The sequence below is a fragment of the Streptomyces sp. NPDC048392 genome (assembly GCF_043200575.1).
In the GTDB taxonomy this organism is placed as follows: Bacteria; Actinomycetota; Actinomycetes; order Streptomycetales; family Streptomycetaceae; genus Streptomyces.
Map to the genome: position 1 here is coordinate 66,410 of NZ_JBICYB010000014.1, position 17,390 is coordinate 83,799.

At 70.6% G+C, this 17,390-nt stretch carries 22 protein-coding genes; all 22 read right to left on the minus strand.

What is annotated here, in order from left to right:
• Nucleotides 1–175 precede the first annotated feature (175 nt).
• Nucleotides 176–370: a hypothetical protein gene (locus tag ACGFYH_RS20150; RefSeq protein WP_393804492.1), complete on the minus strand. Its 195-nt coding sequence runs from the start codon at nucleotides 368–370 to the stop codon at nucleotides 176–178.
• A gap of 281 nt (nucleotides 371–651) precedes the next feature.
• Nucleotides 652–1,104 carry a hypothetical protein gene (locus ACGFYH_RS20155; RefSeq protein ID WP_393804493.1) on the minus strand — a complete coding sequence of 151 codons (453 nt, stop codon included), beginning with the start codon at nucleotides 1,102–1,104 and terminating at the stop codon, nucleotides 652–654.
• A gap of 157 nt (nucleotides 1,105–1,261) precedes the next feature.
• Entirely contained in the window at nucleotides 1,262–2,149 is an 888-nt protein-coding gene (locus ACGFYH_RS20160; RefSeq protein WP_393804494.1) for a DUF5131 family protein, read from the minus strand.
• Nucleotides 2,142–2,762, minus strand: coding sequence for a hypothetical protein (locus ACGFYH_RS20165; RefSeq protein ID WP_393804495.1), 621 nt, complete (start codon nucleotides 2,760–2,762; stop codon nucleotides 2,142–2,144). Before ACGFYH_RS20165 ends, ACGFYH_RS20160 begins: the two co-directional genes overlap by 8 nt.
• Nucleotides 2,759–3,181, minus strand: coding sequence for a DUF4326 domain-containing protein (locus tag ACGFYH_RS20170; protein WP_393804496.1), 423 nt, complete (start codon nucleotides 3,179–3,181; stop codon nucleotides 2,759–2,761). Before ACGFYH_RS20170 ends, ACGFYH_RS20165 begins: the two co-directional genes overlap by 4 nt.
• A 212-nt stretch (nucleotides 3,182–3,393) precedes the next feature.
• Entirely contained in the window at nucleotides 3,394–4,518 is a 1,125-nt protein-coding gene (dnaN, locus tag ACGFYH_RS20175) for a DNA polymerase III subunit beta (protein WP_393804497.1), read from the minus strand.
• A 76-nt stretch (nucleotides 4,519–4,594) separates the two neighbouring features.
• Nucleotides 4,595–5,080, minus strand: coding sequence for a hypothetical protein (locus tag ACGFYH_RS20180; protein ID WP_393804498.1), 486 nt, complete (start codon nucleotides 5,078–5,080; stop codon nucleotides 4,595–4,597).
• Between the two features lie 58 nt (nucleotides 5,081–5,138).
• The gene (locus ACGFYH_RS20185) at nucleotides 5,139–5,927 is read right to left on the minus strand and encodes an NUDIX domain-containing protein (RefSeq protein ID WP_393804499.1); all 789 of its coding nucleotides are present in this window, start codon (nucleotides 5,925–5,927) and stop codon (nucleotides 5,139–5,141) included.
• A gap of 143 nt (nucleotides 5,928–6,070) precedes the next feature.
• Nucleotides 6,071–6,427, minus strand: coding sequence for a hypothetical protein (locus tag ACGFYH_RS20190; protein ID WP_393804500.1), 357 nt, complete (start codon nucleotides 6,425–6,427; stop codon nucleotides 6,071–6,073).
• Between the two features lie 68 nt (nucleotides 6,428–6,495).
• Nucleotides 6,496–6,882, minus strand: a complete 387-nt coding sequence (locus ACGFYH_RS20195) for a hypothetical protein (RefSeq protein WP_393804501.1) — start codon at nucleotides 6,880–6,882, stop codon at nucleotides 6,496–6,498.
• A complete protein-coding gene (locus ACGFYH_RS20200; RefSeq protein WP_393804502.1) occupies nucleotides 6,869–7,030 on the minus strand; it encodes a hypothetical protein in 162 nt (53 codons plus the stop codon). Before ACGFYH_RS20200 ends, ACGFYH_RS20195 begins: the two co-directional genes overlap by 14 nt.
• A complete protein-coding gene (locus ACGFYH_RS20205; protein WP_393804503.1) occupies nucleotides 7,027–8,163 on the minus strand; it encodes a GGDEF domain-containing protein in 1,137 nt (378 codons plus the stop codon). The genes ACGFYH_RS20200 and ACGFYH_RS20205 overlap by 4 nt, the downstream gene beginning before the upstream one ends.
• Nucleotides 8,160–8,417 (minus strand): hypothetical protein, encoded by a 258-nt coding sequence (locus ACGFYH_RS20210; protein WP_393804504.1) that lies wholly within the window; start codon nucleotides 8,415–8,417, stop codon nucleotides 8,160–8,162. The genes ACGFYH_RS20205 and ACGFYH_RS20210 overlap by 4 nt, the downstream gene beginning before the upstream one ends.
• 174 nt (nucleotides 8,418–8,591) lie before the next feature.
• Complete coding sequence (locus ACGFYH_RS20215) at nucleotides 8,592–9,041, minus strand: hypothetical protein (protein ID WP_393804505.1); 450 nt, start codon at nucleotides 9,039–9,041, stop codon at nucleotides 8,592–8,594.
• Nucleotides 9,041–9,919, minus strand: coding sequence for an AAA family ATPase (locus ACGFYH_RS20220; RefSeq protein ID WP_393804506.1), 879 nt, complete (start codon nucleotides 9,917–9,919; stop codon nucleotides 9,041–9,043). The genes ACGFYH_RS20215 and ACGFYH_RS20220 overlap by 1 nt, the downstream gene beginning before the upstream one ends.
• A 193-nt stretch (nucleotides 9,920–10,112) precedes the next feature.
• Nucleotides 10,113–10,715, minus strand: a complete 603-nt coding sequence (locus tag ACGFYH_RS20225; RefSeq protein ID WP_393804507.1) for a hypothetical protein — start codon at nucleotides 10,713–10,715, stop codon at nucleotides 10,113–10,115.
• A complete protein-coding gene (locus ACGFYH_RS20230; protein ID WP_393804508.1) occupies nucleotides 10,712–11,302 on the minus strand; it encodes a hypothetical protein in 591 nt (196 codons plus the stop codon). The genes ACGFYH_RS20225 and ACGFYH_RS20230 overlap by 4 nt, the downstream gene beginning before the upstream one ends.
• A gap of 339 nt (nucleotides 11,303–11,641) precedes the next feature.
• Entirely contained in the window at nucleotides 11,642–12,280 is a 639-nt protein-coding gene (locus tag ACGFYH_RS20235) for a hypothetical protein (protein ID WP_393804509.1), read from the minus strand.
• Between the two features lie 426 nt (nucleotides 12,281–12,706).
• On the minus strand, nucleotides 12,707–15,286 hold the full coding sequence (locus ACGFYH_RS20240; RefSeq protein WP_393804510.1) for a DNA translocase FtsK 4TM domain-containing protein: 2,580 nt from the start codon (nucleotides 15,284–15,286) through the stop codon (nucleotides 12,707–12,709).
• A 107-nt stretch (nucleotides 15,287–15,393) separates the two neighbouring features.
• Nucleotides 15,394–15,888: a Pycsar system effector family protein gene (locus tag ACGFYH_RS20245; RefSeq protein WP_393804511.1), complete on the minus strand. Its 495-nt coding sequence runs from the start codon at nucleotides 15,886–15,888 to the stop codon at nucleotides 15,394–15,396.
• The gene (locus ACGFYH_RS20250; RefSeq protein ID WP_393804512.1) at nucleotides 15,885–16,115 is read right to left on the minus strand and encodes a hypothetical protein; all 231 of its coding nucleotides are present in this window, start codon (nucleotides 16,113–16,115) and stop codon (nucleotides 15,885–15,887) included. Before ACGFYH_RS20250 ends, ACGFYH_RS20245 begins: the two co-directional genes overlap by 4 nt.
• 162 nt (nucleotides 16,116–16,277) lie before the next feature.
• Nucleotides 16,278–17,348: a DUF5131 family protein gene (locus ACGFYH_RS20255; protein ID WP_393804513.1), complete on the minus strand. Its 1,071-nt coding sequence runs from the start codon at nucleotides 17,346–17,348 to the stop codon at nucleotides 16,278–16,280.
• Nucleotides 17,349–17,390 lie beyond the last annotated feature (42 nt).

Sequence of the window (17,390 nt, forward strand, 5' to 3'; positions counted from 1 at the left end):
GGCCCGTGTTCTGCGATGAGGACGCGCCACCGAATCCAGTTCGAGCCTGTGCATGTCCAGCGGGTTGGGCCGCGGGTCCAGAGGCGTCCCTCACGGTCCCGTACGGCGCGCACCCCGGCGGGGGCCTGGAACGAGCCGGGTCCGTCCGGCCGCCAGGTGCGGGCGGCTGTGCTGGTCACGGGACGGGCGTAGTGACCTCTTGCTGCGCCGCTCCTCCAGCGGACAGCAACCGGTCGACGGTGGGCTCGTCGACGCACAGGGCGTAGGCGATGTCCCCTCGGGGCCAGTTCCGTGCGGCGTACTCGCGGGCCAGGGCCATCCAGGCGGCGGGGCGGTCGCCGGGTTCGATGTAGTCGGTGCTGTCGAGCATGGTGGCCTCCCTGAAGGCAGGTTGTCGGTGGGTACGGCCGTGGCCTTGTTTCGCCCGGGCCGTCTGCATGTGTGTGCGTCCTGTCCGCCCGCTCCCCCGGCGCGACGGCTCGGAAGTCTTTACGCCGTAAAGACGGAGGGGGGATCGGACTGGTCCACGAGCAGCGCGTAGGAGAAGAAGAGCCGGAGCGGGTGCCGACGCAGAGGAGGGCAAAGCAGGGCGGCGCCCCACAGCCGCTCCGGGTTGAGTGGGCGACCGCGGGGCGCTGCTGCTCGTGCCGCTCACACGGCTGGGTTGGATGCGGCGAGCAGGTCGTGTCCGTACGCCTGCATCCACGCCATGCAGAGGTCATGGTCCGGGTTGGCCGGGGCGGTCGGCCAGATGCGGCGCCAGATCGGCCGCCGGCCTTCCATCGCGACCTGGTCGAGGCGGTCGTGGTCGTCGCAGTTGCCCGCGGGCCAGTGCTCGAAGAGAACCAGTGGGCCGGGGAAACAGTCGGCGAGTTCCGTCCAGATCTCGCCCGCACTGTTGGTCGTGGAGGCTCCGAGTCCGGTCTCCCTGACGATGGCGACGTGGCCTTCGCCTTCGGCCTTCCAGACCCGGAGGTGGGCGATGCCTCCCCCAGCTGCGCACGCCGATCGGAATGGCCAGGCGGGATCGTCACGGACGAGAGCTGCCCGCGCGTCGGGGACCGGGGGCAGCGGAAGGAAGGGGGGAGGTGCTGTCGGGTCCATTTATGTCTCCCGAGGTCGGGGCTGGCGCCCATGCTGTCAACCCGGATGGCCGATGATCTGGCAGGTCTCCGGGGTGGGTATCAACGGTGCCTCCGTAGGAGGTCACGTGAAGAGGGCGGAGGCCTGCGGTCTTTACGGCGTAAAGACCGCAGGGGAGTCAGGCTTCGGGCCCTGTCGCCCTGGCGGTGCTGAGAGGCGGGACGGCGTCGTGCAGTCGGCCGTCCAGGCGGCGTCCGGCCTTCTTCTTGCCGACGCGGACCATCTCGACACGGTGGCCGAGCTCGTCGACCGGGTCGCCCACCAGGGCGTGGCCGCGCTGGTTCCCGCCGATGGCGATACGGCCGGACGGGGCCCATTCTCCCCATTGCTTGAAGAAGTAGGACGTACCCGCCGCGTCGCACTGATCCCGGAGGACGCGGGCCCAGGCCGGGTTCATCGGTCGGGCCTTCGCACCGGATTCGCCGCCGGCGATGACCCAGTGGATGCCTGCGCCGATGGTGACGTCGGCCAGGTAGGGCTGAAGATCGATCTGCTCCACGAGCGGCTCGCACGACAGGAACCGGACAGGCGCGTTGATCTTGAGGAGGTGGGGAATGCGCTCTTCGGCGTAGCGCTGGTTTTCCACGCTGGTGCCGATCCACACGTGGTCCGGCCATGCATCGCCCCACGGGGCCATGGCGGCGATGTTCTCCGGCCGCTTGGTCAGAAGCTGCCAGCGCAGCCAGGGGGTCTGCTCGATGAGGTGCCAGAGCCTGTCGCGTGCTTCGGTGACCTGGGGGTGGTCCTCGAACACGTCGGCCATGGACGCGCAGAAGACGCGGGTGGGGGTGCCTGTCTGCTGCGCCACCCGGTTCCACTTGAGGGGCGTGCGCCAGTACGCGTCGGAGAGCATCCGGCGCTCGCCGCGGAGGTGGAACACGTCGTGCCCCCAGCGCCGGGCGGTGTCGGCCGCGTAGCAGTTCCGGCAGGCGGGTGAAATCCGTGAGCACCCCCACCACGGGTTGAAGGTGGCGTCCGTCCATTCGATGCCGGTGTTGTCACCCACGGGGCTGTTCTCCTGCGTGGCTAGGGGTCTTGGTGGTCTCGGTGTTGGGGGTGTGGCTGAGGTAGGAGGCGTACGCGGCCTCCGCGAAGCGCCAGGCGGCGGGGGTGTGCCTCTTCGGTCGCCACGGCGAGGGCTCGACGAGGGTCTCGGGTTCACCGTCTCCGTGGTCGAGGAAGACGCCGACGCCCCAGTAGTTCGCCTCGGACAGCAGGTACTTGCGGCGGGGCGGTGTGGGGGTGACGACGGCGCGGGTGCAGAACGGCGCGTAGGAGGTTGCGCGGCCGATGCTGTCGCGGGTGCAGGCCGCGTGGACGGTGGCGAGGTCGACACGGCAGGGACGGATTGCGTGCCGGGTGACGATGCCGAGGGTCAGGTCCAGGATCCCTGCCGGGGCGCGCCGTACGTCGTTCCGCTGCCGTTCGGTCAGGTCGTCGTGGTGGACGGGAATGCCGGGCGGGAGGGCCATCAGGGTATCCAGCAGGGCACCGTGCGAGTCGCGTATGCGCCCGAGGCCGGCCGACTGGCGGCGCGTGTGCTCGGCGTGGTCGATCGTCAGGTGCAGGGTGGCGGCGCGGTAGCCGCGCGGCGACGGCACCTGTACGGGGCCGGTCACTTGCTGATCCTCTCGGAGTGGTTGGCCAGTTCCAGGAGCACGGTTGCGTGGCAGTGGTCGGACTCGCCGTCGCCGGGCAGTGGGCACGTGCACGCCAGGTCACGGCTTTCGAGGCGCCACAGGTCCGTGTGGACCCGGCGCCGGTCGAAGGTCCTCTTGCCGACGCGGTAGGTGTCGGGGCCTTCGCCGTGCAGCCAGGCCCGGTAGCGGCTGCTGGCTTCCTTGCGGGCTTCGCTGGGCGAGGCCAGACGCTGAGTGGTGCCGTCCGGCGCAAGGAGAACGACGTCGTCGACGATGCGCCACGGGTTGCCGTAGCGGCTGCTGCGGTCCACACACCTCGCGCTTCCAGCGCGCCAGTTCTTGGTTCGCTTGCGCCGGATGCGAGTTGGCCTCACGGCCTGTTGGGAGAGGAGGGCCATTGCGTCTCATCCTCCTGATTCGGACCCGGTCGGGAGGGGCGGATTGCCAACGCGCACAGACCGGGGCGGGGCGGACTGGCTGGCGCAGCGGAGGGGGCCCTGCGGCGAGGCACGGCGTCTCCGGGAACGGCCCCTGGGGTCTTTACGGCGTAAATAACCGAGCCTCGCGCCGGTCGTCGTCACGAGCGCGAGACCCGGGGACGGGCTGGGGTTCAGCCAGTGAGGCGGACCGGCATGAGGAGATAGCGCAGCGCCTGGTCGTCCGTGTCGTGGCCGCGCAGGAAGGCGGGCTTGGTGGAGCTGACGAAGTTGAAGTCGACGGAGTCGGCGGTGAGGGCGTTGAGACCGTCGAGCAGGAAGCCGGGGTTGAAGGCAACGGAGATTTCACCGCCTTCGAGGGTGGTGTCCACGGTGTCGACAGCCTGGGCCTCGTCGCTGGTGCCGGCGTCCAGCCGGAGGGTGTTGTCGGCGGTGAAGGTGAGCCGCACCGGGGATTCCTTGCTGGCGACCAGGGCGACGCGCTGGACCGCTGCCTTGAGTGCGGTGATCTCCACGGTTGCGGTGTGATTGAACTCGCTGGGGAACAAGTCCTTGAACTTGGGCAGGTCGCCGTCCAGGGCGCGCAGGGTAGTGGTGCTGTGCTCGCCGCGCACGGTGAACAGGCTGTCGGCCCCGGCAACGCCGGCGAGGGTGAGATCGATGGTGGTGTCGGCGGCGGCGGTCTTGGCGGCGTCCAGGAGGGCCTTGCCGGGGGCGAGTGCGGTGCAGTCGGCGGCGAGGTCGCTGTTCTTCCAGGGCACGGTGCGCACTGCGAACCGGTAGCGGTCGGTGGCGGCCAGGGTCAGGGTGCCGTCCTTTTGGTCGTGGCGCAGCTGAATGCCGGTGAGGACGGGAAGGGTGTCGTCCTTGCCGACCGCGCACGCGACCTGGGCGACGGCTTCGGCGAAGGCCGGGCCGGCCAGCGTGCCCGAGGGACGGCCGGGTTCGGGGAGGGCCGGGTACTCGCCGAGGGGCAGGGTGGGCAGCGTGAATCGCGCGGCTCCGGCGAGGAGCACCATGCGGGGGCCGGTGAGTTCGAGGTGCACGTCCCCGTGGACCTTGGCGACGATGTCGGACAACAACCGCCCGCTGACCAGGGCACGCCCTTTCTTGGTGACGGTGGCGGCGACCGAGGTGTCCGCGGAGACCTCGTAGTTGAAGCCGCTGACGCGCAGTTGGCCGTTGCTCGCGTCCAGCCGAAGCCCGGCAAGGACGGGGACGGGAGGCCGGGCGGGGAGGCCGCGGGAGGCGTAGCCGATAGCGGCGGCGAGGGCGGAGTGTTCCACGATGAGCTTCACGAACGGGTTCCTGTCTGTGGTGTTGCGGCCGGGGTCGTCAGGCCTGGAAGGGAGTTGGCCCTGTGTGCGCTCTGGCCTAGGCGGCGAGCCGCATCACGAGGGCCGGGTTGGCGGTGGCGACCTGGTCGAGCAGTGGCCGCTTGGGGGTCCACAAGCCCTGCATCCCGCGGGCCCTGACCGGCTGGAGGCGCTGCACGTTAGTGAGTTCCCAGTGGAAACAGCCTGGCTCCGACCAGGGGGTGCACTGGCCGTCGTCGGCGTGGATGCCGGTGAGGTCGGCGATCGCGACGACGAATCCCTTCACCGGCTGGTAGTCGTCGGGCAGTGCCTCGCGTACGGCGGGCAGTTCCAGTGCCGTCTCGTCGAGGGTGAGTCCGCCATGGATGAGCAGGGTGCCGCGCCAACTCCTGGTCCAGCCGCGGTTCTCGATCCGTTTGGCGAGCACCTCGTCCTCCAGGGCGATCAGGTCGGACCAGGGCGGATGGATGGTCAGTGCGCGGATGGTGATGGGTTCGTCGTGCGGGAACAGGCTGGCCTGACCGGGTGTGCGCCCGTCCGGCATCGCGTTCTCCTTCAGCAAGGTGATGGTCAGCGGCCTCGATGGAGCCGCTGAGTGGGGGCTATGACTGCTGGTTGAGGTACTCGAGAGCGCGCTGCAGCAGCGGGCGGTGCGCGGCGTAGAGGGTGCGTCCGGCTGCGGCGACCGCTGCCTCGAGCTGGTCGAGGGAGCCGAACGGGAACCAGCTCACGTCCGCTGCGTCGTCACCGGCTGTTGCGGTGACCTGTCCAGGCAGCTGGAAGAGCGCGCTGGTGGAGGCAACCCAGGCGTGGTCGGTCGTGCGCCAGTCGTCGACGACCTGGCGGCCGAGGATGATGGGCTGCTGGTCGGTGAGGTCGACACCAGTTTCCTCGCGCAGCTCGCGCACCAGGGCGGCCGGGGCCGTCTCGCCCAAATCGACCATGCCGCCCGGGATGGCCTCCACCCCTATGTCGTCGCGGGTGATCAGCAGCACCCACCGGTGCGCACTGGTCCCGGCGACCACGATCGGGTCGGCGGCAGCGTTCTCGCCCCACCGGCCGAGGTTGCGCCCGGTGCGACCGGTGCGACCGTGCGGGTGCAGCGGCCTCCCCTGCTCATCGAGCTCGAAGGGCACCAGGGCGTCGGTCTGGCGCTGCTCCCAGTCGCGCACCATGTCCGGCGTGGCGTGCGGCTCGGCCCAGCCGGGCACGTGCTGGGTCAGCGCCAGTGGCCTCAGCTCGGGCGGCGTGATCGTCACCGGTGCGTATCCCGGCCAGCTCACCGACCAGCAGCGCCGATCCTCGGGCACGGTCACGCCGGGGTGGTCGACCGGGGCGTAGCGGTCCGCCTCGAGGGCCACGACGTCATCGGTGCAGCGGGTCTTGTTCATGATTCCTCCTGGTACAGGGGTTCAGAAGCAGGCACTTGAGCCGATTGGCTCTGTGCCCGGCGGGGTCATGCGGGCGGGACGGGGGGAGGGCATCCGGGGCGGCCGGGCTCGGAGGTCGACGGCCGCCCCGGGCCGACCGGGGGTTATGCGCGGGCGGGAGTGTTTCGGCGGGCGCGGCGGCCCCCGTGCTGCGGGTGGAGGGTGCGCTCGGCGTCGGCGATCCGCTGCCGGGCCCGCTCCTGGGCCTCGAAGCGGGCCTCGAAGGGGGCGCACTGCGCGCAGGATGCCTCGCGGCGGGCCCAGTGACAGCCGAAGCCTTCGACCGTGCCGTGTGGAGCCGGAACGTTGTGCAGGGCGGCGAGGCGGTAGAGGTCGATGGGCGCGATCTCGGTGCGCAGCCGAATGTCGCCGGCGGAAAAGCCGTCGGCCATGAGATCGAGTGCGAGGGCCTGGGCGGTGGTGAGGGCCAGCGGGGTGGCGGGGTCGGACGGTATAGCCATCGGGCGTCCTTCAGTCACGGGGGCGCGGGGCAGGCCGCAGCGGGCCTGCCCACACGGGGTACGGGGGTTCAGCGGGTGGTCGTTCCGCTGGTGGGGACGAGGCGCAGGGCCGGGCGCTGCGAGGGCGCGGAGGTGGCGAAGGCCTCGTGCTCCAGGTCCTCGCGCTGGACGGTGAGCACGACCAGGCGCAGGGGCGTGGTCGGCTGGTCGGGCAGCGCGAGGTAGCCGGTGACCTTGAGTGGGGCTCCGGGCGAGAGCGCGGCGACCTCCGGTGCGCCGACAGGATCGGACAGATAGCAGGGGAGGACGGCTTCGCGGACGTCGTGTTCCGGCGGGGTGAGCTCTTGGCCATCGTCGCCGTCGGGTGCGAGCAGGAGCCGGAATCGGGCTTCGTCGCCGTCGAGGACGGCGGGTTCGGCCAGCGCGCCGCTGAGGGTGAGCTCAGGAGTCTGCATCGGGGCGCTCCTTCTCATGGGCGAGGGGGTCGTGGGTCTGTGCGTGTTTGTGGCCGACGGCTGCCGTGAGGGCGGCGCGCAGGGCGGCGGCGGTGAGTTGGTAGCCGGCGATCGGGTAGAGGGCGCAGGCGTACGCGATGTCGATCATGCTGGGCCTCCTGTCTCGCCGGAGGCAGCGGGGCGTTCGTAGGCGTGGATCAGGTCGCTGATCTCCGACGGGTCGTCGGTCATGCCGACCTCCTCGCCGCTCTCGTGCCACACGTGGGTGAGGCCCTCGGGGTCGTAGAGGGTCACGTAGGAGGCGTAGCGCTCGACGAACGGTGTGACCTCTTCGTCGGTGGGATCGGCGAGCAGGGTGAGGTGGAGGACGTCGATCGCGTGGACGTCCAGCCACATGGCGCCGTCCGGGGTCTGGGGGAGGCGGAGGTGGCCGGAGACGCGGAGCAGGTCTCCCCGCTCGCGTTCGGTCAGGACGTAGGCGGCCAGGACCGGGTTCTCCACGACACAGGGCAGCACGGCCTCGTCAACACGGTCCTCGTCCGCAGCCAGATGGATGCGGAAGCGGGCGGTGTCATCCCGCGTGCCGGGCAGCGTCTCCTCGTCGAGGAAGCCCTCCAGAACCACGGCGCCGTCGCCTGCGACCATCGGCTTGCCTCCCTGTGTCGGCTGAAGGCTCACTTCGGCGCCGGGGTCCGTGGTGGCGCTTCGGCGCGGGGCGCGATGGCCTTGCCCGCCTCGCAACTTCTTGACGGCGTACATGGCCTCGTCCGCGCGCTTCAGCGCAGTGGATGCGGACGGCTGCTCCAGGTCGGCGATCGCGACGATGCCGATGGAGGCGGTGACGGCGAGGGGGCCGTCGGGCCACGGCACGGGCTGCGCGAGCTCGTGCGCCAGGCCCTCGGAAAATGCCTCCACATCGTGCTCATTGAGGGTGATGGTGGCGACGAACTCGTCTCCGCCGAGGCGCGCGCACTCGGTGTGCAGTCCGCCGTGTTCGGCGGTGAACTGGTCCAGGCGTGCGCCGACGGCCCGCAGGACGGCGTCACCGGCGGGGTGGCCGAAGGTGTCGTTGACCGGCTTGAAGCCGTCCAGGTCGAGCATGAGCACATGGCTGGCCTGGCGGCGGCGGATCAGCCGGTCGGCGCGGCGCATCCACGGCAGGCGGGTCCACAGACGGCTGACCGGATCGCGGCGCGCGGCGCGCAGCTTGCGGCCCAGGAGTCCGGCGGTCAGGGCCCAGCCCGCGGTGGGGAGGGTGACGGTGATGGCTTCGGCGATCACTCGGTCACCTCGTCCGGGTCGATGGCGCGGACGACGACGAACGAGTCGTCGGTGAGGGAGAAGTGGACGTGGGCGCCGCTCCCGAGGCGTATGGCGGCCATCTTGGCGGCGGCGTCGGAGCGCGGCTGGCCTCCGCCGTAGGAGTCGAGGCGCCGGGCCCGGCGGCCGCCGCACGTCATGCACCCGGGCGCGCTGGAGGTGACAGCGACCTGTCCGGGGTGAGTGGTTGCGGTGTTGGTGTGCGCTGTGGTCATCTCGTGGGACCTCCTTCGTTGGGGGAGCGGGGCGCGCCCAAGTGCTTGCAGGCCAGAGGGTGCGCCCCGCGCATGTGCCGTTCAGGGGCGGCCAGTTCGTGTCCGGTCCGGCGCGGCGGATGCATCTCGCCGGGACGGGTGCCGTCTCGTCTTTACGGCGTAAAGACGAGAGGTTCAGATGCCGGCGGCCGCCGCCAGGAAGGCGTGGTCCGCGGCGACACCGCGATCGTGTCGGGCGTCCATCTCGGCGCGACTGACCGTCGCCAGGTCCTCGCCGCGCGGTTTCACGGCGTACGTCGCCGCGATGGCCTCCTCGGCCAGCCGCAGCAGGGCCGTGTCGCGGGTCAGGACGCGCAGCTCGTACAGGGCGAGCGTCACGTCGCTGCGGGAACTGTCACTGACGCAGTTCGCGGACCACATTTCCGCGGGGCTCGGGTTCTCCTGCCGGGCGAGCTCCCAGCGGGCGTAGAGGTTCCCGCGGTGCACGGCGAGCCGGTGCGCGAACCGGGCCGCCGTGGTGCGCAATTTGTCCTTGCGGGCGGTGTGCCACGGGATGAGGACGGTGAGGACCGAGCCGAGCAGAGCGCCCATCAGCCCGATGCCAGCGGCCAGTACGACGACCATCACCGCTCCCGATCGGCTGCGGCCAGGCCGTGGCTGTGGCAGCCGTCGCACCACGGCTCGTCGGGCTTGCCGTCGAGGTAGACGCTCTGCAAGTCCGCCGCGTGGCTGACCTTGACCCACAGCGGGCCCGGGCAGCCGTAGGTGCAGGCCTCGCTGAGGCGAGCCTGCCAGTGGTGGTCGTACGGGTCGCCGTCGTCCATCCAACGCACCGTGATCTCGCGGCCGGCCACGGCGAAGGTGCCGGTGGCGAAGCCGCGTTCACGCTCGCCGTGCCAGGCGAACACGGCGGCCAGGTCCTCGCCGAAGGTGTGCCGTACGTCGGCGAGCGGGTCGGGTTCGGCGGTGGCCGAGCGGCGCAGCAGCAGGCAGAGCAGGTCGAGTTCGTCGGCGTACAGCGCGTAGTCGAAGCCCTCGTCGATCAGCTGGTCGGGGGTGGGCACGCCAGCCGCCTGGCGGGTGACGGCGTCGGGCGGCACCTGCTTGGCCTTCGTGCGCGTCTCCTGCCGGGCCAGGCACTCCTCCACCGGGACCCGGAAGACGATCGCGACGGTGGGCATCCCCCAGTGCCGGGCACGCCGGAGCAGGTAGAGGCGCACGTCGAGCTCACTGTTCGTGCTGTCCGCCAGGACGGGCAGCTTTCGGGTGAGGCGGGCGTCCAGCAGTTCGCGGAACACCACGCTCGCGATCGGGGTCGCGGTCTGGTCGCCGGGCGACCCGGTGGCCTGCCAGCGGTAGTTGTCCATTTCGAGCCGCCAGTCAGACGGGAACGCCCGGGCGACACGGCTCTTGCCGCTGCCGGCCGCGCCGATCAGTGCGAGCAGGAACGGGCCGTCGGGCAGGGAGCGCGGGGCGAGCACGGACTCGCTCTGGGAGTGCACGCAGTCCTCCAAGAAGGGCGTCGGAGGCGCACGGAGGACTGGCGGCCAAAGCCGCCTGCACCTCGTGCGCAGGATCAGGGGGCGGCAGTCGCGAGGGGATGTGGAGGTGATTCGCCGTCCCAGGGGCCGTCCGGTCTGGCCGGTCCTCCGCACCGCCCCGATCCGGGATGGATCGGGACAGCACGGGGAGCCGTCAGCAGCGGGGGGCGCTGTTGTCGGTGCGGATGTGGCCGCGCAGCAGGTCGACGCGGGTCGCGGTGCGCGCGGTCTGCCCGGCCATCCGGAGCAGTCCCTTCGCGCCGGCCGCGACGGGCTTGCGGTAGATGAGCCGGGCGGTGAACTGGCTGGCCTGCCGGGCCAGTTCCCCCGCCTGTACAGCGAGGTTGCCGAGCTGCTGCTCGGCGGCGTCCAGGTCGCCGGGCTCCCCGTCGTCCGTGAGGGGCGGGACCGACTCGAGTTGGTCGAGCAGGTTCCGCATCAGCTTCTTCATGGCGTGACCGGCGTCGGTGAGGTCTGCGCACGACAGCCAGTGGTCGAGGTCGCGGTGGCCCGCCAGGTCGACCGTGAAGACGGTGGCCGGGGTCACCCAGTCCCAGTCGACCCAGGCCTGCAGGATGATGCGGTTCGCTGCCGGGTCGGGGGTGGCGCCCATGGCGCGACCGGTCCGGGTGCGCAGTACTGCGCTGCAGCCGTCGGCGTCCGGCTCAGGTATCCAGGCTTCCCCGAAGCGCAGGCGCAGCAGGGAGGCGAGGCGTTCGACCGGATCGGGGGCGAGGCTGAGATCGAGTTCCTTCATCGACGGCCTGCCTTGCGGGTGGCGAGCCAGGTGGTGACCGCGGCGGCCCCAACGCCGATGACCCGGTGGAGCGCGGCGTCGAGTTCGATCCACGCGGTGCCGGGCCCGTTGATCTCCTTCTTCGGGGTGCCGTCCTTGTCCAGGCGGACGGCCTGGCAGTGCTCGATGTAGCCGGTCTGGCCCGCCTTCTTCGCGAGCCACAGGAAGAGGGCGCCGCGGTCGATCGCGGCGTGGGTGACTCCGTTGATGGCGGCCCCGGCCAGAAGGGCGGAGGCCGGAACGCGGTAGCCGAATGCCCGGGTGAGGGCGACGGCCGCGCCGGTCTGGATCGCGGTGTACGTCGCGACATGAAGCGCGACGGCCCGACGGCCCCGTGCGCTGGCGGTCATCGTCGGCTCGGCAGCCCGGCCCGCGTCGGCTTCGACGGGCCAGCCGTCGCGGTAGACGAGCTGCGGACCGTAGAGGCGCTTACAGCGGGCTGTTTCACTTCCTTGCGCCCAGTGGTCGCAGAAGGGGTGGATCTCACCGAAGGCGGCGAGAAGGCTACCGAAGAGCGCCAGTCGCTCGATGGCGCGGGCCCGGATCATGGTCGGGTGTGCTCCTTAACTCATGGAGTCGGGTACGAGGGTTGTGGGCAGAGCGAGGCCGTGCAGCAGGCGTGTGCTGGCCGCGCAGACGGGCGGCTGATCAGCTCACGGCTGGCGAGGCTGGGGCAGGGAGGGCGAGTCACTCTGCGGTCAGCGCATCGGTGACCTCGTAGCGGCCCGCACGAGAGGCTCGTGGATCAACTCCGGGGCGGCATCGGTTCTTTACGGCGTAAAGAACCGTCGAGCGTCAACTGTGCGCGCTGGCACCACATCCGCCCTGCCGGGCCTCCGCACCGTCCCGGCCTGCGAGAGCCGGGGCGGCACAGGGGGCCGACAGGGTCAGGCCGCGACCGGCTCTTCCTTCATCTCACGGGTGACGTGCTGCTCCAGGAGGTCACGCACCTGCTCCAGGGACGTGACGGGGACCGGCTCGTTCCCGGTCTCGGGGACGATGAAGGAGTACAGGTGGGTCGGGTGGCCCTCGCTCTCGTCCTTCTCGTAGTACACGTAGGCGCCGTCAGCGAGACGGAACATGGCGCTGGTGCCGTTGACGCCCACCCACAGCTCGGTCTCGTTCAGCAGGGCGCGTGCGGGGTCGATCTTCCCCGAGTACATGGCGGCCTGGTGGGCGGCACCGGCCTCTGCCGCCTCGGTCAGAAGGTCCAGGACATCATCGGTGTCGCCGGGAAGCGTCGCCTTCTCCGTGCTCTGCTCCGGCGTCGGCATGGCCGGGGAAGGTGAGGTCCGGGTGCGGGCGCGCAGCGACGCCATGAACGAGTCGAGGAGGTCGTTGACTCCGGCGGCGAGGCCGAGCCCGAAGACGCCGGCAGACACTCCGGCCCAAGCGGGCGAGAGACCAGGCGCGTTAAAGCCCACCCAGCCGCCGACTCCGGCGACCACCGCCAGGAGGATGAACTCGAGGCCTTCCACTGCGATGACACCGCCACGAGCGGCGCCGGTTCGCGTGAGCTTACTCATGAGATTTGTGCTCCTTCTGGAGTCGGAAAGGGAACGGATACGCAGGTGGGCCACCTGATTTGGGATCAGGTGGCCTGCGATGTGTTGCGGTCTGGAACTCGGACGTCGATCCGTCCGGTGCTGGCATGCGAAAGCGTGCGGGGGTCCATGGAGGTACCGCACCCTGAGCCCCCGACCACGCGGGCGACCATCAGCCCCGACCATCGGTCACAGTGAGGCAACGTGTTCCCTGGACAGCCGTGGTCGGGGGATGGTCGGGCCGACCATGCCGGGCCCGGACACTGGAGTGCGCGGCCCCATGCTGTGGACGCACCCTGTACCGCCGCGCAGGACCGGCTGGCGGCCGGATCCCGGCCAGGTCGACACGCCAGCCTGGTGGTGCCCGGCTCACGGCGTCCAAGCAGCCGCAGGAGTGGCTCATCGCAGCTACTCTCCGCCGGTGCCGGTTTGGACCCGCTCCTGGAGGCGGCCGGTGTCCGCGTCCTCTCCCTGCACACTGCCGGAGACGGAGCGGAGCTTCGCCAACACCCCGTCCAGCTCGTCCTTCTTCACGAGGACGTTGCGCGCCTTGGAGCCCTCGCTGGGCCCGACGATGTCGCGAGACTCCATGAGGTCCATCAGCCGTCCGGCCTTGGCGAAGCCGACCCTGAGCTTGCGCTGGAGCATGGACGTCGAACCGAACTGGGTGGTGACGACCAGTTCGGCCGCCTCGCACAGCAGGTCCAGGTCGTCGCCGATGTCCTCGTCGATCTCCTTCTTCTGCTTGGTGTCCACGACGACGTCGTCCCGGAAGTCGGGCGCCATCTTGTCCTTGCAGTGCCGGACGACGGCCGCGATCTCGTCCTCGTTCACGAAAGCGCCCTGCATGCGGGCAGGCGTGTTCGCCCCCATCGGCAGGAACAGCCCGTCGCCCTTGCCGATCAGTTTCTCGGCGCCGGGCTGGTCGAGGATGACCCGCGAGTCGGTGAGCGAGGCGGTGGCGAAGGCGAGCCGTGAGGGGACGTTCGCCTTGATCAAGCCGGTGACGACGTCCACCGAGGGCCGCTGGGTGGCGAGCACCAGGTGGATGCCGGCCGCGCGAGCGAGCTGGGTGATGCGCACGATCGCGTCTTCGACGTCGCGCGGGGCGACCATCATCAGGTCGGCGAGCTCGTCGACGATCACCAGCAGGTACGGGTACGGCTGGAGCTCCCGCTCGCTGCCCGCCGGCGCCTTCACTTTGCCGCTTCGAACGGCTGCGTTGAAGTCGTCGATGTGCCGGAAGCCGAATGCCGCGAGGTCGTCGTAGCGCAGGTCCATTTCGCGTACGACCCACTGGAGGGCCTCTGCGGCCCGCTTGGGGTTGGTGATGATCGGCGTGATCAGGTGCGGGATGCCCTCGTAGGCGGTCAGTTCGACCCGTTTGGGGTCGATCAGGACCATGCGCACATCCTCGGGGGTCGCGCGCACCATGATGGAAGTGATCAAGCAGTTGATGCACGACGACTTACCGGAACCGGTGGCTCCGGCGACCAGGATGTGCGGCATGTTGGCGAGGTTGGCCATGACGTAGCCGCCCTCGACGTCCTTGCCGAGCGCGACCAGCAGTGGGTGGTCGTCCTCGGCGGCCGCGGCCAGCCGCAGCACGTCGCCGAGGTTGACCATCTCGCGGTCGATGTTGGGGATTTCGATGCCGATCGCGGACTTGCCGGGGATCGGGTTGATGATCCGCACGTCCGGGCTGGCGACGGCGTACGCGATGTTCTTCGTCAGCGCGGTGATCCGTTCGACCTTGACGGCGGGGCCGAGTTCGATCTCGTAGCGCGTGACCGTCGGTCCGCGCGTGAAGCCGGTGACGGCGACGTCGACCTTGAACTCGGTGAAGAGGTTCGAGAGGGAGGCGACGACCGCGTCGTTGGCGGCGCTGCGCGTCTTGCCGGGCCCGCCGCGCGTGAGGAGGTCGAGCGCCGGCAGGGCGTAGGTCATGTCGCCCGACAGTTGGAGCTGCTCCGCGCGCGCGGGAAGATCGCGCGACTGGCCGGCGGGCGGCGTCTTGGTGAGGTCGGGGACGGCGCGGGGGGACGGCGTGATCCGGTGTGGCTGGGCGGTGGCGGGTGCTGGCGTTGCTGTGGCCTTGAGTTTCCCGCGCTGTGGGAGGGCTTCCTGCTGGACGCTGTCGGAGTCGTTCGTCTGCTCGGCAGACCCGTCGCGGCTGGAGCGTGCGGGCATCGCCTCGCGCTTCTGCTCCGCGTGCTCGTCGTCGCCGGGCACGCTGGCCGCTTGCCCCTGGACGACGCCGAGGTGCGTGCCGAGCGCCCGTAGCCGCTGCGGGATGGCATTGACCGGGGTGGCCGTGACGACCAGCAGGCCGAAGACGATGAGCAGCACCAGCAGCGGTACGGCCAGCACGTCGCCCATGCTGTACGCCAGCGGGGTTGCGGCGCCCCAGCCGATCAGGCCGCCGGCGTCCCGTATGGCCTGCATGCTGTCGGTGCGGGCCGGCGAGCCGCAGGCGATGTGGACCAGGCCGAGCACGCCGATGACCAGGACGGACAGGCCGATGACGACACGGCCGTCGCCCTCGGACTTCTCCCTGTGCCGGATGAAGCGCACGGCGATGGCGCCGAGCAGTACCGGCACCAGAAGGTCGAGGCGGCCGAAGGAGCCGGTCACCAGGATCTCGACGAGCTCGCCGACTGGACCTTGCAGGTCGGCCCAGGTGCCCACGGCGACGATCAGCGCGCTGGCGAGCAGGAGCAGCGCGGCGCCGTCCTTGCGGTGCGCTGGATCGAGGTTCTTGGCGCTCCGCCCCATGCTGCGGAAGAGCCAGTACACGATCCTGGTACTGGGCGACGTCTTCGCCGTGGCCCTCTTGGCGGGGGTCCTCTTCGCGGCGGGCCTCTTGGCCGGTGACCTCTTCGCCGCGGCCCTTTTCGCAGGGGGCTTTTTCGCGGCGGTCGTCTTGGCCGGTGACCTCTTCGCGGGGGGCCTTTTCGCGGCCGGCTTCTTGGCGGGGGTCTTCTTCACAGCAGGCTCCAGGGAGGGTGGGCAGGCAGGTGGTGCAGGGTCGGGTGACGGGGCCGGGCGGAGCGGTTGTCTTCCGGCGTCGTGACGTAGCCCGGGGGCGTCTGCCGTCAGGCGAGCGCGGTCACGATGGGCACGAGGACGGCGATGACGATGAGGATGACGGCGGCCAGCGAGAGGCGGATCGCGCGCCCCAGCCCCTGGAATTTGGGCAGCGCGATCTGGGAGAGGACACGAAGGCGGTCCGCTCGGCGGTCGTCGCTCATCTCGGCGAGGATCTGCTGGGTGTCGCACGTGGCCCAGTAGGGGAAGCTCGCGCGGTCCGCGCCATGCAGTCGGGGCAGGACGACGAGCAGCAGCAGGACGGTGGAGACGGCGAGGGTGAGGACCGCGAGTCCGCCCGCGACGAGGCACAGCAAGGGGAGATCCTTGTCGGCCGATCCCAACAGCCCCGCGATGACTGCGCCGTTGAAGGCGAGGAGGAAGGAGGTCTTGTTGTCGGTTCGGCCGATCTCCGAGGCCACGGTGGCGAGCGCGTCTTTGAGGTTCTGGTCGACGAGCGAGTGCTGAGTGCCTGGCTCGGCGGTGGTCGGGGACTGGTTCACCGTGTGGCCTCCTTCGTCTGCCGCGTGGCGGGCGCCGGGGCCGGCACGGGCAGGTCCAGGCGCTGGGCGAGCGCGTGGCGGGCCGCGAAGTCGTGGGCCGAGTCGTGGATGAACTCGGCGACCGTACGGAGACGGCTGCGCAGCAGCTTCAGGTCGTTCTCGGCGGAGCGCAGGTCACGGGAGTGGGGTAACGGAGTGGTGTCCGTGGCCTCGGGGTGGCTGGTCATCAGGATTCCTGTAGGGGATCGGAGTGTGAGCGGGCGGCGGGCGCGGTGTAGCCGCGCCCGCCGCCCGTGGGGTGTTTCCGTCGCCCGTCCCAGTTGTGGACGGGTGTTGGTGGAGTCGGATGCCGGTGCCGCCCTGGGCCCTTCACCGGCGGTCCGGCGCGCTCAGTGCGTGGCCGCCGCCTCGGCTGACGGCATCGTGGCCGTCGAGGAGTAGGGCACGCCGTCGTGAAGTCGGCCGTCGAGCTCGCGGCCGGCGGACTTCCTGCCGACGCGGACGGCGATGGTGTCCTTGTCGAGCATCCAGGTGTGTCGGGTGCGGTCGCCCGGCTCCATCGCGCGCCAGGGGCCCGACCGGAAGGTGCGGCTGGGGCCTCGCTCGCGGAGCGAGGCCGAGCTGCGCCCTCCGTGCAGCGGGTCGTCGTAGGCGCGGCCACCACCGAATGCAGGGTCGTCGACGACGGAAGCCGTGACGTAGTCCCCGTGCTGGGTGAAGTAGAACGGCACGCTGTGCTGCTCGCACGCGTCGCGGATGTCGCGGGCCCACTGCGGGTGCAGGGGGCGGGCGTTGAGCCCGAACCCGCCTCCGGCGATGACCCAGTGCAGGCGTTCGGTGCGGTGCCACTGGTCGCCGTGGCGCACCATGTCGTCGACGACGGCGTCTTGCGGTGCGTCGGCATCCGGGTGGGTGACGTCGCGGCGCTCGGTCAGGAATGGGTCCAGGTCGACGGGACCGGTCAGCGGCTCGCAGACGACGACCCTCGTAGCGGCCGGAGTCTCCAGCAGGGCGGGGATGCGCGTCTTGGCCGTCCATTGGTCGTTGACCGTCACCCCGAGCCAGATGTTCGCCGGGGGCTTCGCGGCGCGGGCCCGCGCGGACTTGGCAGCCGGACTGGCGTGCATGCCGTCGTCCGGGGGGACATCGAACCGGGCGGCTTCCTGCCGCATCTGGGCCTCGCGCTCCTGGACGAAGTCACGCATCCTGGCCGCGTGTTCCGTCGGGGCGACGAACGTGATGTTCGCGTTGGCTTCCATCACGTCGAAGACGCGGGTGATGAAGGACTTCGGCACTAGAGGGTGGAAGAGGTGGGGCACGAGGACGCGTCCGGCCTTCTTCCAGCGGGCGGGCTGGTCGACGCGGTCGTAGTGCCAGATGACGCTGTTGCGGCCGTGCCCGGTGCCGAGGGTGACCGGCTGCCAGGTGCGGTTGGTCGCAGTGGCTGCGGTGTCAGCCATGGATGCCTCCTGTCCAGTTGTGGCGTTGGCTCACGGGGGTTG

Coding starts and splice junctions, on each gene's coding strand:
- ACGFYH_RS20150 (WP_393804492.1), bottom strand. CDS start 370: ATGCTCGACAGCACCGACTACATCGAACCCGGCGACCGCCCCGCCGCC.
- ACGFYH_RS20215 (WP_393804505.1), bottom strand. CDS start 9,041: ATGGTCGTCGTACTGGCCGCTGGCATCGGGCTGATGGGCGCTCTGCTC.
- ACGFYH_RS20190 (WP_393804500.1), bottom strand. CDS start 6,427: ATGGCTATACCGTCCGACCCCGCCACCCCGCTGGCCCTCACCACCGCC.
- ACGFYH_RS20210 (WP_393804504.1), bottom strand. CDS start 8,417: ATGACCACAGCGCACACCAACACCGCAACCACTCACCCCGGACAGGTC.
- ACGFYH_RS20230 (WP_393804508.1), bottom strand. CDS start 11,302: ATGATCCGGGCCCGCGCCATCGAGCGACTGGCGCTCTTCGGTAGCCTT.
- ACGFYH_RS20200 (WP_393804502.1), bottom strand. CDS start 7,030: ATGATCGACATCGCGTACGCCTGCGCCCTCTACCCGATCGCCGGCTAC.
- ACGFYH_RS20195 (WP_393804501.1), bottom strand. CDS start 6,882: ATGCAGACTCCTGAGCTCACCCTCAGCGGCGCGCTGGCCGAACCCGCC.
- ACGFYH_RS20235 (WP_393804509.1), bottom strand. CDS start 12,280: ATGAGTAAGCTCACGCGAACCGGCGCCGCTCGTGGCGGTGTCATCGCA.
- ACGFYH_RS20155 (WP_393804493.1), bottom strand. CDS start 1,104: ATGGACCCGACAGCACCTCCCCCCTTCCTTCCGCTGCCCCCGGTCCCC.
- ACGFYH_RS20170 (WP_393804496.1), bottom strand. CDS start 3,181: ATGGCCCTCCTCTCCCAACAGGCCGTGAGGCCAACTCGCATCCGGCGC.
- ACGFYH_RS20250 (WP_393804512.1), bottom strand. CDS start 16,115: ATGACCAGCCACCCCGAGGCCACGGACACCACTCCGTTACCCCACTCC.
- ACGFYH_RS20255 (WP_393804513.1), bottom strand. CDS start 17,348: ATGGCTGACACCGCAGCCACTGCGACCAACCGCACCTGGCAGCCGGTC.
- ACGFYH_RS20185 (WP_393804499.1), bottom strand. CDS start 5,927: ATGAACAAGACCCGCTGCACCGATGACGTCGTGGCCCTCGAGGCGGAC.
- ACGFYH_RS20225 (WP_393804507.1), bottom strand. CDS start 10,715: ATGAAGGAACTCGATCTCAGCCTCGCCCCCGATCCGGTCGAACGCCTC.
- ACGFYH_RS20180 (WP_393804498.1), bottom strand. CDS start 5,080: ATGCCGGACGGGCGCACACCCGGTCAGGCCAGCCTGTTCCCGCACGAC.